This window comes from Romboutsia lituseburensis DSM 797 (genome assembly GCF_900103615.1).
GTDB classification, from domain to species: domain Bacteria; phylum Bacillota; class Clostridia; order Peptostreptococcales; family Peptostreptococcaceae; genus Romboutsia_F; species Romboutsia_F lituseburensis.
In genome coordinates this window covers 22,167-35,894 of record NZ_FNGW01000003.1, presented here as the reverse complement: position 1 = coordinate 35,894, position 13,728 = coordinate 22,167, and the positions used below count along the sequence as shown (strand labels likewise).

Below are 13,728 nucleotides of genomic sequence, written 5' to 3'. Positions count from 1 at the left end.
CCCCCTTATTTAATCACATATACTTATTTGATTATTTAATATATATGTTAATCAATAAGGTGCTATAACTAACTTAATCAGTTATATTAACTAAATTTTTCATGCTTAAGTCTAATACCTTGCTAGAATGTGTTAATGCACCTATAGATACATAATCTACTCCTATGTTACTGATTTGTTTAATATTATCTAGGGATACATTACCTGAAAACTCAGTTATTGCTTTTTTATTTATAATAGCTACAGCCTTTTGTGCAGTTTCTAAATCCATATTATCAAGCATTATTATATCCACACTAGATTCTAGCGCCTCTTTTACCATTTCTAGATTTTCAGTTTCAACTTCTATTTTCCTAACAAAGGATGCACTTCTTCTAACTAGTTCAACAGCTTTTTTTATCCCACCACATGCACTTATATGATTATCCTTAAGCATTATACCATCAGACAAGTTAAATCTATGATTATTACCGCCTCCAACACGTACTGAATATTTTTCTAATATTCTTAAATTAGGAGTTGTTTTTCTGGTATCTAATATCTTTGTATCGCTGTCTTTAATTTCTTGTACAAATAAATTGGTTAGAGTTGCTATGCCACTCATCCTTTGTAATAAGTTTAATGCTACTCTTTCTCCTTTTAAAATATTTCTAGTGTTTCCTCTTAAAAAAGCTACTTTATCTTTAGGATATACTCTATCCCCATCATTTTTATATAAAGTTACATCCACTTTGCCTAGTATATAAAACACTCTTTTAAAAACTTCAAGCCCTGCAATTATACCTTCTTCTTTACATAATAATTCAATTGTAGATACACTACTTTCACTTATAGTATAGTTTGTACTTATATCATCATTTGGTATATCTTCTTTTAATGCATCTTTTATTATATTATCTATAATCAAATAATTCATCGTCAAACCCCTCACAATTTTCTTTTATAGCTTCTATGACTATTTTTGTATTCTTTTTTCTTATATCATTCACATCTTTTTTTATTTTATCTACGCTTTTTATAGTTATATTAATATCATCTATAGTGTTATTTATTGAATCAGATGCTTTTTTTGAAAAAACTAGTCCTTCTAATAATGAGTTACTAGCTAGTCTATTTGCTCCATGTACTCCGGTACAACTAGTTTCTCCTACAGCATATAAATTTTCAAGAGATGTTTTTGAATCTAAATTTACCTCAATTCCCCCCATAAAATAATGTTGTGCTGGAGAAACTTTTATGTAATCTTTGGTTATATCAACGCCTCTTTTTAAACATTCACTGTATATATACGGAAATCTTTTAATAATATAGTCTTTATTCATAAAAGTTAAATCTAGATTTACATATGATGAATTTGTTTTTCTCAGCTGATCAAATATTGCTTTTGATACTATATCTCTAGGAAGCAACTCATCTATAAATCTTTCACCTTTTATATCAATTAGCTTTGCACCTTCACCTCTAACCGCTTCTGATATTAATAATCGTCTTTCACCTTTTTCCTCTTCAAAAAATGCTGTAGGATGTATTTGTATATAATCTAAATTTTTTAATTTAATATTATGTTTTAATGCTATAGCTATAGAGTCACCATTTAATATTTTTTGATTAGTTGTATTTTTAAAGACTCCACCTATCCCCCCTGTAGCCAATATAACTTTTTTTGCATATATATTAAATTGTATATTATCCTTTATAAGCACTGCTCCTAAACATTTGTTTTTATCTTTTATTATATCTACTAAATATGTATATTCATAAATATGTATATTTTCTCTTTCCTTAACTCTATTTATAAGAGTATCTTCAACTCCTTCACCTGTTTTATCCTTTATATGTACTATTCTATTAATGCTATGTGCGCCTTCCTTCGTATACTTTAAATTATTATTATCTATATCAAAATCTACACCTAAGTTTATTAAGTCAATTATTTTTGACTTAGACTCTTTTGCCAATATTTTAACAGCATCAACATTATTTTTGTATTTACCTGCCTTTAGCGTGTCTTGTATAAATAACTCTATGTCATTTTTATCTCTAGCAGTGGATATTCCTCCTTGTGCTAAAGATGTATTTGTTCTTTGCAAATCAGATTTAGTCGCTAATAATATTTCCAAATCTTCTCTTAAATTCAAACTACTATAAAGACCAGATACCCCTGAACCTACTATTAATACATCTACTATTTTATTTATAATCTTATACATTTTCTTTGGCTAAACAGTGCATATTCTCTAAGCATCTTAATGCATTTTTAGCTACATCATCTTCTACAAATATTTCATTTTTCATATTTAGTAGGGTATCATATAAATTTTCTAATGTTGTTTTTTTCATATCAATACAACATATTGTTTCTCCTGGTATAAAAAATTTCTTATCTGGATTTCTCTTTTTTAGTTCATGAAGTATGCCTTCTTCAGTTGCAATTATAAATTCTATGTTTTCAGATTTTGTAGCATAGCTTATAATTCCACTTGTACTACCTACATAATCAGCAATGTCTCGTACTTCTTTTTTACATTCTGGATGAACAAGTATCTTTGCATTTTCATGTTTATTTTTTAAATTTAATATTTGATCTTTATTTATGTTATTATGATATTTACAGTAACCATCCCATAATATAAATTCTTTTCCCTTAAAGAATTCAGATATATAACCACCTAAGTTTTTGTCTGGTAAAAATATTATTTGTTCATTATCAATATTTCTTAATATATTTAATGCACTTGAAGATGTAACTGCAACATCACAATGAGATTTTACTTTTGCAGTTGAATTTATGTAGCATACTGTAGATGCATTTGGATATTTTTCTTTTAACTTTATTAATTCTTCTTCAGACGCCATATCAGCCATTACGCATCCTGCATCTAATACAGGCATTAATACTTTCTTTTTAGGAGATAAAATTTTTGTACTCTCTGCCATAAATCTAACTCCACAAAATACTATAACATTTTCTTTGCTATCTCTTGCAACTTCACTTAAATAATAAGAATCCCCCACAACATCTGCTAGCTCTTGTATATTTGCTGGTTGATAATAATGAGCTAGTATTATAGCGTTTCTTTCTTTTTTTAATTTTAATATTTCCTCTTTTAAATTCATATTCTTTAAATACACCACTTTCTTTACAGTCTTTATATGTGTCTTTACACCTGTAAAGTTATTGTAGCACTATTTATTTTTTCATTCAATAATTAATACTTTTATAACAAAAAAAACGAAGCTTATATAAGCTTCGTTCTCATTATTATTTACTTTTTTTCATATATTCAATAGCTTTTAAAGTTCCCATTTTTGAATGGTCAAAAGTAAGTCCACCTTGGAAATATACATTATATGGCGGTCTTATTGGAGCATCTGCACTTAATTCTATTGAAGATCCTTGTATAAATGCACCCGCTGCCATTATTACTTCATCATCATATCCTGGCATTGCCCAAGGAACGGGTTTTACGTATGAATCAACTGGAGCTGCAGCCTGTACACCTTGGCAGAATGCTACTACCTCATCAGCATTTTTAAGTCTTACTATTTGTATAATATCACTTCTTGGATCATCATATTTTGGAAGTACTTCATATCCCATTTTTTCAAACATTCTAGCACAATATATTGCTCCCATTACGGCTTGAGATACAACGTATGGAGCCATAAAGAATCCCTGAAGAACCGTTCTACTTGTTCCAAATGTTAGACCACACTCTTTCCCTATACCTGGAGATGTTAATCTATATGATATAAGCTCTACCAAGTCACTTCTACCAACTATATATCCACCAGTTAATGCAAGACCTCCACCTGGATTTTTTATAAGAGATCCTGCCATTATGTCTGCACCTACATCAGTTGGCTCTTGTGTTTCTATAAACTCTCCATAACAGTTGTCAACCATAATTATAACTTCTGGTTTTACACTTCTTACAGTGTCTATTATCTCTTTTATATCTGGTATCGTAAGTGATTTTCTCCAAGAATATCCTTTAGATCTTTGTATCATTACAAGTTTAGTTTCATCTTTTAATTTTGCTTTAATTCCTTCTAAGTCAACATTTCCATTTTCTAAGAAATCAACTTGATCATATGTAACACCAAATTCTTTTAAACATCCTTTTTCTTCTCTTATACCAATAGTTCCTTGTAATGTATCATATGGTGCACCTGTTACTGACAAGATTTCATCCCCTGGTCTAACTAGACCTTGTAAGCATAAACTTAATGCATGTGTACCATTTACTATTATAGGTCTAACTATAGCATCTTCTGCACCAAATACCTTAGCATATATTTCTTCTATTTTTTCACGACCAATATCATTATAACCATATCCTGTAGTCCAGTTAAAATGATTATCACTTAAGTTAGCTTCTTGCATAGCTTTTAAAACTTTATATTGATTGTATTCTCTTACTTCTTTTATTTCTTCAAATCTATCTTTTATTTCTTTCATGACTTCTTCAGATAATTCAAAAGTTTCATTATCTAAGCCATAGAAATTTTTCAATAATTCTTTTGTTTCATTTAGCATTGTTTTCACCTGTCTTTTTTATAATTTCAACATTAGAATTTTATCATATTGCTTTGTTTTGTTCAAGTTATATACTCTTTTCTTTGTTTCTACATAAATAAAAGCACTCAAGTTAAAATTGAGTGCTCACTTAATTTTTCTTAAGTTTATGCTTTAATAGCAGACTTTTTTACAATACTTTTAGGTATTAAATTCCATATATACACTGATAATGAAAAATCTATCATACTGTGTATTAATGTTCCAATCCCTACTAAGCCAAGAACTGAAACCATGAATCCTTGCTCATAATATCCAGGCGTAAGAGTTGACCCAAAATAGAAAGGAATAACTATTAAAACCTCACTAACTGCATGAATTAATCCTATAACAAATGAATATAATATTGAACTTTTAGTATTATTAATAATTGATTTATTTTTATTTAAATATAAAGAACCTATAGTAACAAATACCACATGGCTTAATGCTCTAAGTACAACTGTAATAGGAAATCCTCCTAATAAAAAACCAATTGTAGTTCCAATTGTAACAAATAATGCGGTACCAGGTGAAACAAACATAGCTATAAATATCGCTACATGGCTTGCTAAAGTAAATGATGCTGGCTCTAATATTATTTTAATTGGTGAAAACATAGGTATTATAATTCCTATAGCACATAACAGTGCTGATAATATAATCGATGATGTATTTAATTTTTTATTCATATACTCCCTCTATTTACATGTGTCTTTACACCTTTATTTACAGTTTATTATTTTAAGCAACACTTGTCAATTATTTTAAGCTCTAAAAGAAAAAGGATATTTATATTAAGTTTAACTTAATATAAATATCCTTTTTCTTTTAGAGCTTTTGAAACTAACTTAAATGCTTCCTCATTTTTGCATTTTATGGTGTGAAGATGTACTCCATCGGTTAATCTAGCTAAAGAATTGACTTCTTCTTCTTTTAATTTACTCATAAATGATTTTACATCTCTTCTTGAAGATACATGTAGATTGCCCGTTAGTTGCCCGTACACTCCATGTTCTATAATTACATTTATAACACTCGCACCTTCATCTACTATTGTATTTAATTCATCTTCTATACAATCCTCACTATGTTTGCATGCAATTGTTTTTATTACACAGTCATCATTATTTTCTTTATTATTTAATATATACCCTCTTGGAGTTGATATTATATCTACTCCTGTTGCTCTAAGTAAAGCTACATCTCCAACTATAATTTGTCTGCTAACATTTAATTTTTCAGATAAATTAGTTCCACTAATTGCTTCAGATGAACATTTTAAAATATTTAATATTTCTTCTCTTCTCTCTGCTGCACTCATTTTTGCACCTCATTTTATTATAATTATAAACTTAATTATATACCATTAATCTATAACTATCTAGAGAATATTTTTTATTAATTTAAAAGCTCTGCAAAGTTATATATCTTTGCAGAGCTTTTATAATTTATATTATTATTATATTATTTTTGTTGATTAGGATTTTGGAAACTTATATATTTCCCTGGAAGTATAGTAGACACAGCATGTTTATATATCATGTTTTGTTGTCTATTATCTCCTTCTAATAATATTATATAACTATCAAACCCCTTAACAATTCCTTTTACTTGTACACCATTCATTAAATATATAGTTACAGGTATTCTTTCTTTTCTAGCATTATTTAAAAATAAGTCCTGTAAATTTAATACTGAGTTTTTCATTTGCATATATCCTCCCGAGATCTTAATTAAATTTAAAGATTAATATATATTATTGGTAATTTTATACTATTCCTCTATTATATAATATATAAATTAAAGCATTTTTTCAATATAATTATTGATATCTTTTTCTAAAGCCTTTTTATCTTGGTATTCGTCTAAGTTAAACCATTTTGCATTTTCATATCTTCTAAACCAAGTTAATTGACGTTTTGCATATCTTCTTGAGTCTCTTTTTATTATTTCGATGGCTTCATCTAAAGTGTATTCACCATCTAAGTATTTTATTATTTCTTTGTATCCTATTCCTTGCATAGATATTAGATCCTTAGTATAGCCCATATTTAAAAGTTTTTTAACTTCATCTATTAGCCCACCATCCATCATTATATCTACTCTTTTATTTATTCTTTCATATAAATGTTCTCTTTCTCTATTTAAAACAATTATAATCGGATTATATTTTTCATTAAATTTTAAGTCATTAGAGAAATCATTCATTTTCTCTCCGCTTAAACAAACCTCTAACGCTCTTATAACTCTTTTTGTGTTATTTTTGTGAATTCTATTTGCACTTTCACTATCTAAGGTTCTTAATTTTTCATGCATATATTCAATTCCATGTTCTTCAAGTTCTAACCTTAATTGTTCTCTTAGCTCATTATTAGCGTTAGACTTAGCAAAATCCATATTATATATCAACGAATTTAGATAAAGCCCCGTTCCTCCAGTTACTAAAACATTTTTACCTTTTTCATGAATTTCTTGTATGTATTTATTCGATCTATTTTGAAATTCTGAAACAGAAAATGTATAATCTGGTTTTACTTCATCTATCAAATAATGAGTAATTCCGTTCATCTCTTTTTTAGTTACCTTCGCACTACCAATATCCATATACTCATATATTTGCATAGAATCTGCTGATATTATTTCAGCATTTAAAGATTTTGCTAAGTTTATTGATAAATCTGTTTTCCCAACAGCTGTTGGTCCTGTAAGTATTATAAGTGGTATTTTTTTCATAGTCATCTTCCCATTCTACATAATTCTTTTAAACATTTTTTCTATTTCAGTTTTAGAAATTTCTACTATAACAGGTCTTCCATGAGGACATGTAAAAGGATTTGCACATTCTTCCATTTGTTTAAATAAACTATTTATCTCTAGGTTGTTTATTTTATCATTAGCCTTAATTGCTGATCTACATGCCATAGACGCAAATCGCTCTCCTTTTAGCTCATAATTATTTGTTATTTCCTCTATATTATCTATTATTTGTAGTATAAATTTCTCACTTTCAGGAACTCCAAATACAGTGGGTACACATCTTATCATTATATGATTATTACCAAAGATTTCAATTTCAAAACCAAATTTCATAAATAAATCTAAGTTTTTTTCAACATGTAGCATATCCACAGTTGAGAGTTCCAATACTATTGGATCAAGCAACATTTGCATATTTATTTCACTTTTATAAAACTTATCCATATATCTCTCATACAACACCCTTTCATGAGCGGCATGTTGATCTAATAAATACATTGAATTTCCTTTAGATAAAATTATATAAGTATCAAATATTGTTCCAATTACATTATAACCAGATAATGTAAATTTATTATTTTTTGTATTTTCATCTTCAAAAAATTGTTCCTGAGTGTCTTCTTGTATTTCTATATTAATATTATCTTCATTGTAGTTTTCATTTTTATAGTCATTTAAATTTAAAGCTACCTCTTTATCCATTAAATAACCACTATCTAAATCCTTAACTATACTTTTTTCTATACTTTTTTGTAGTTCTCTACTTCTATCAATTCTATCTGAGTAGTCCTCATAAATATTCTTTGAGTACACACTTTCATGCATATTAGTATAGTCTTTAAATTTTTCTTCACTTTCTTTATTTATTTCTTCTTTTTCATGTTCTATTATATACTCTTCTAACGTATTTATTTTTTTATCAGACTTATCGCTACTTAATAAATCATTGACAGATATAAATGAGCCTATTGGATTAGTATCAACATCGATGACATCAACATCTTTAGTATGATCTAAATCCGCTTTATAAGGTATATATTCTAACCCATTCTTTACTTTTACTTCGCTTTTATTTTGTATTGAATCTTTTTTAGATTGTTCTAGCTTTATGTCCTCTTTAATAGGCTTATCAAATGTTTGATATTTTCCTATTAAATTAGTATTTAATAATGCTCTTTTTAAAAAGTCTCTAAGTTCTATATAAAGTTCTTTTTCATTTTCAAATTTTATTTCTAACTTAGTTGGATGTATATTGACATCAATACTGGATGGATCTATTTCTATACTTAAAAAACATACCGCGTGTTTATTAATAGGTATTATAGCTTTATATGCTTCTGATAAAGCATCTAATATTACCTTACTTTTAACAAATCTTTTATTTATATAAACATGTTGTAAATTTTTATTAGCTCTATATACATTATTATTGCCTATATATCCTTTCACATTAAAATATTTACATTTCTGTTCTACCTTTATTAGATTCTCACATACATCTTTTCCATAAATACTTCTAATAACACTTGTAAGCTTATTGTCTCCTGGAGTATTTAGCATAGGTTTATTATTGTTTATATATTTAAATTGAATATTAGGATTGCCTATAGCTAATTTATTTATTAAATCACTTATATTTATAGTTTCAGCATGTGTTGATTTTAAGAATTTTTGTCTAACAGGTGTATTGTAAAACATATCTTTTATTAATATAGTAGTACCATTTGTAGCACCTATTGGTTCTTTAGAAATTACTTTTCCGCCTTCTACTACAACTTTAGTTCCTATTGGTTCATCTTTAGTTTTAGTAATCATTTCTAATTTGCTAATAGCCGATATAGATGCCAATGCTTCTCCTCTAAATCCTAAAGAATATAAATCATATAAATCATCTATTTTATTTATTTTGCTTGTAGCATGTCTTAAAAATGACTTATCAACTTCACTAGATGGTATACCACATCCATTATCTGTTATTCTAATAAGCTTTTTACCACCATCTACAATTTCTATAATAATTTTAGTACTACCTGCATCCACACAGTTTTCAACTAATTCTTTAACAACAGAGGAAGGTCTTTCAACAACCTCCCCAGCAGCTATTTTATTTATAGTCAAATCATCTAGGATATTAATTCTATGCATAAAAAACCTCCCTCCTTATAAATTGCTTATCTCCCAATTTAATTTTTTAAGATATAACTTTCTAATCAATAAACTTAGTTGAGTACATAAGAGTGTTAATGCATTTTTGCTTTCTTTTGTAACATATAAAGTGCATTCATAGCGTCAAGTGGTGTCATATTTAATATATCTAAATTAACTATTTCATCTGATAAGCTATCATTTTCTATAGTTTCAAAAGATATTTGAGTTATAGCTGATTCCTTTACTACTTGGGCACTATTTATATTTTCTTTTATTTTTAAATTCTCATCATTTAATAATTTATTATTTGCTTTTATTTCTTTGTAGTTTTTATATAATGATTCATATTGAGATTTTAAAGTATTATACTCTTCAACTATTTCTTTATCTTTAAAAGATTCATTTTTTATATTTTCTAATTGATTTTCTAAATTAATCTTATCTTTTCTTATTTTATCAAGTTCTATCTCTAATTCTTTTGCTTTACTTTCTATATCCACATCTACAAAGTTTATTTGTGATATATTATCCTGACTTTTAATTTCTTGATTTATAGATACACTTTCATAAACATGATTTTTTTCTAAATCATTTAATATTTCTCTTGACCTATTGATAACTTCATCTGGTAGCTTTGCTAGTTTTGCAACATATATACCGTAACTCTTATCTGCACCTTGTGGAATTATTTTTCTTAAGAAAATTATATTATCACTATCTTCTTTAACGGCTATTGAGTAATTTTTAACATCATCAAATTCATTTTCTAAATCTGTAAGTTCATGATAATGAGTAGCAAATAAAGTTTTACATTTTATCTTTCCTTGTATATATTCAACTATAGACCAAGCTAAGCTTATTCCATCATAGGTACTAGTTCCTCTACCTATTTCATCAAGTATAACTAAACTTTTATCTGTAGCATTTTTTAGTATATGACTTACTTCACTCATTTCAACCATAAATGTAGATTGACCTTGGCTTAAATCATCACTTGCTCCAACTCTAGTAAATATTCTATCAAGTATTGGAATATCTGCATAATCTGCTGGTACGAATGAACCAATATGTGCCATTAATGCTATAATTGCAGTTTGTCTCATATAAGTAGATTTACCTGCCATATTTGGTCCTGTAATTATATTTATTATATTTTCTCCAGAATTTAAGTAAGTGTCATTTGGAACAAAGTTTTCTTCTCCTACTAAACTTTCAACAACTGGGTGTCTCCCATTTTGTATATCTAATTTATTGCCTTCATTTATATTAGGTTTTACATAATTATTCATATATGCAACTGTCGCTAAAGATACACATACATCAATATTTGCTATTATTTTTGCAGTTTTTTGTATTCTATCTATATTTTCATATATAGTATTTCTTATATTTACAAATATCTCATATTCTAAGCTTTTTATTTTTTCTTCTGCATTAAGTATTTTATCTTCTATTTCTTTAAGTTCTGGAGTTATATATCTTTCTGCATTACTTAAAGTTTGCTTTCTTATATAACTTTCATCAATTTTAGCAGTTGATAAATTTGCTTTTGTTATTTCTATATAATACCCAAACACTTTGTTAAATCCTATTTTTAAAGATTTAACTCCTGTTTTTTCTCTTTCTCTATTTTCTATTTCCTTAATTAAAAATGCTCCATTTTTAGATATATCTCTAAGTTCTCTTAATTCATCATTAAAATCAGACTTTATTATATTACCTTCTTTTATAGTTATACCTGGCTCCTCTTTTATAGCTTCTTCTATTAAGCTATAAATATCATCTAGATTATCCATTTTTTCTATATACATTTTAAGTATATCAGCACTTGACGAATTTATAGTCTCTTTAAGATTTGGAAGCTTTTCTATAGAATTTTTTAAATGAATCATCTCTTTAGGTGTTACTTTTTCAAAAGCTATTTTTCCACATATTCTTTCTATATCATATACGCTTTTTAAAGTTTCTAACAAATCTTCCCTAAGCATGAAATCTTCTTTTATTTCTTCTATAACATTAAGTCTTCTTTCTATTTTATCTTTATTAACTAATGGTTCTTCTACGTATTTTCTAAGAAGTCTTCCACCCATAGCTGTAGATGTCTTATCTAAAACGTGTAATAATGAACCTTTTTTCTTATTTCCTCTAATAGTTTGAGTAAGTTCTAAGTTAACTCTAGTAAACATATCTAATACCATATATTCGCTACTATTATATATATTTATTTGGTTTATATTTGACGTTACTTGCTTCTGAGTATTATATATATAATTTAAAAGAATTGATAAACTATTTTTTATAAATCCATTTTCATCAAATTGTAATTTATCCAAGTAATTGTCCGAGAAATATTCATTTAAAATATTTGTATTAAGATAATTTTGGCTAAAGTTTTCATTTATATAAATATTGCTTAATGTTGCTATATTATTAAGCTTTTCTATATAGTTTAAATCATTAAGAATTATTTCTGTTGGATGAACTTTTGCAATTTCTTCTATTAATTTATCTTCTTTTAAGCACGTTGCATTTACTTCACCTGTACTTATATCTACATAAGTTAATCCTATATTTTCATTTTCTTTATATAAACTCATTAAGTAGTTATTCTTTTTATTTTCAAGCAGACTTCCTTCAAGTACCGTTCCAGGAGTTACTACTCTTATTACATCTCTTTTTACTAATCCTTTAGTAGTTGCTGGATCTTCCATCTGCTCTCCTATTGCAACTTTGTATCCACTTTCAACTAATTTAGATATATATGCATTTGCTGAATGAAAAGGTACACCACACATAGGAGCACGTTCATCTAAACCACAAGATTTGCCTGTTAATGCTATTTCAAGTGTTTTTGATGCTACTATTGCATCTTCAAAAAACATTTCATAAAAGTCACCTAGTCTGAAAAATAATATACAGTCTGGATATCTATCTTTTACTTCAAAGTATTGTCTCATCATTGGAGTTAATTTATTTCTATCTATACTCATTAGTGGATTCCTCCCTTGTTTCTTACTAATTTAAGCTTAATTTTAAAATTAAAATAGACTTTTAATAATTCATTTTTGAATTTTATTTTAGTCTAGTTAATTATTATATCATAACTGAAAACTATTATTAAGTTTATATACAAAATTAGACTATAAAAAATTAACTTATCTTAATATATTATTAAGGGGCTACTATTTACATACCCAATGTCTACTTTGCAAGATCATGCCTAATCACACATGTCCTTAATTAATATTTTATAGTTTTTTAGCATTAAAATAGGAGTTGCATATACAACTCCTATAAAAAAATTACAAAATTGATGGTGTCATTAAAATCAACTCTCTTTAATTAACTCCTCTACGTTAACTTTTATCCCTTTTGACGAGATGAGTGATTATTCATAGAATTATTATGAGTTGGAAGGCCATAATTCATTCTTTCGTACATTGGCTGAGTAGGAGCTATCCATACTTTTCCTTGACCACTAAATGTATTTAATAATCCTTCTCCATTTATAGCTGAACCAAACAGACTCTTATCTGATTTAGTCACACTAAATTCTACACCTTTAGTTCTTGCTATTGCAAAGTTTCCATCAACTTTTAATTCTTCACCTTGTTTTATATCAATTTCTACTAACTCATCTTTAGGAACGTTACATTCTAAAACAACTATTCCGCTTCCATATAGTTCTATTTGGAATATTCCTTCTCCACCTAATAAAGTTGCTGAAATGTTTTTTTGCATGCTTCCTTTTATATTAATATCATCTGAGCAGCAATAAAACATGCCTTTGTCTACTATTATGCTGTCATTATCTAGTTCCATCATTATATAATGTTTGTATGAAGGTTCTAGAAGTATTTCTCCACTTCCACTATATGAAGGCTTTATAGTACTTTCATTTGTTATAGTACCAGATACTGCTTTTTTAAATAGTCCTCCTACTCCACCAACATTAGCTTTTGACTTTATACTACCTTTATAATAGTATAGTGCACCAGCCTCTGTTTTTACTGTAGCATTATTTAATTTAATTCTTACCTGCTTCATTTTAAGTCCAGCTTGATTAGCAAAAAATAACCCCATTGCTGTATCAATACTTTGCGCTCCTTGTAAGTCATTGTATGCAACAACTTCAAACTCTACACCATCATAAGACGCTTTATCAATAACTGTTATATTATTCTCTAGTTTATTCATATGTTCTCCTTTTTTATCGTTGTATATAATAAGATTGTATCATATCCTTTTAACTATTTTAAATT

11 protein-coding genes are annotated in these 13,728 nt (G+C 27.2%); all 11 read right to left on the bottom strand.

The window, feature by feature from the left end:
- Positions 1 to 73: 73 nt before the first annotated feature.
- A complete protein-coding gene (gene nadC / locus BLP75_RS05995) occupies positions 74 to 916 on the bottom strand; it encodes a carboxylating nicotinate-nucleotide diphosphorylase (RefSeq protein WP_092724747.1) in 843 nt (280 codons plus the stop codon).
- Positions 894 to 2,210 (bottom strand): L-aspartate oxidase, encoded by a 1,317-nt coding sequence (locus BLP75_RS05990; RefSeq protein ID WP_330385790.1) that lies wholly within the window; start codon positions 2,208 to 2,210, stop codon positions 894 to 896. Before BLP75_RS05990 ends, nadC begins: the two co-directional genes overlap by 23 nt.
- Positions 2,203 to 3,117, bottom strand: a complete 915-nt coding sequence (gene nadA, locus BLP75_RS05985; RefSeq protein WP_092724746.1) for a quinolinate synthase NadA — start codon at positions 3,115 to 3,117, stop codon at positions 2,203 to 2,205. The genes BLP75_RS05990 and nadA overlap by 8 nt, the downstream gene beginning before the upstream one ends.
- Positions 3,118 to 3,262: 145 nt before the next feature.
- A complete protein-coding gene (locus BLP75_RS05980; RefSeq protein WP_092724745.1) occupies positions 3,263 to 4,540 on the bottom strand; it encodes a methionine gamma-lyase family protein in 1,278 nt (425 codons plus the stop codon).
- A gap of 146 nt (positions 4,541 to 4,686) precedes the next feature.
- A complete protein-coding gene (locus BLP75_RS05975) occupies positions 4,687 to 5,250 on the bottom strand; it encodes a hypothetical protein (RefSeq protein ID WP_092724744.1) in 564 nt (187 codons plus the stop codon).
- Between the two features lie 116 nt (positions 5,251 to 5,366).
- The gene (locus tag BLP75_RS05970; RefSeq protein WP_092724743.1) at positions 5,367 to 5,882 is read right to left on the bottom strand and encodes a transcription repressor NadR; all 516 of its coding nucleotides are present in this window, start codon (positions 5,880 to 5,882) and stop codon (positions 5,367 to 5,369) included.
- A gap of 143 nt (positions 5,883 to 6,025) precedes the next feature.
- Positions 6,026 to 6,268, bottom strand: a complete 243-nt coding sequence (gene hfq / locus BLP75_RS05965; protein ID WP_092725235.1) for an RNA chaperone Hfq — start codon at positions 6,266 to 6,268, stop codon at positions 6,026 to 6,028.
- Positions 6,269 to 6,361: 93 nt separating this feature from the next.
- Complete coding sequence (gene miaA, locus BLP75_RS05960) at positions 6,362 to 7,294, bottom strand: tRNA (adenosine(37)-N6)-dimethylallyltransferase MiaA (protein ID WP_092724742.1); 933 nt, start codon at positions 7,292 to 7,294, stop codon at positions 6,362 to 6,364.
- A gap of 15 nt (positions 7,295 to 7,309) precedes the next feature.
- The gene (gene mutL / locus BLP75_RS05955) at positions 7,310 to 9,463 is read right to left on the bottom strand and encodes a DNA mismatch repair endonuclease MutL (RefSeq protein WP_092724741.1); all 2,154 of its coding nucleotides are present in this window, start codon (positions 9,461 to 9,463) and stop codon (positions 7,310 to 7,312) included.
- A gap of 95 nt (positions 9,464 to 9,558) precedes the next feature.
- Positions 9,559 to 12,456 (bottom strand): DNA mismatch repair protein MutS, encoded by a 2,898-nt coding sequence (gene mutS, locus BLP75_RS05950; RefSeq protein ID WP_092724740.1) that lies wholly within the window; start codon positions 12,454 to 12,456, stop codon positions 9,559 to 9,561.
- A gap of 373 nt (positions 12,457 to 12,829) precedes the next feature.
- On the bottom strand, positions 12,830 to 13,663 hold the full coding sequence (locus BLP75_RS05945) for an AIM24 family protein (RefSeq protein ID WP_092724739.1): 834 nt from the start codon (positions 13,661 to 13,663) through the stop codon (positions 12,830 to 12,832).
- Positions 13,664 to 13,728: the final 65 nt, after the last annotated feature.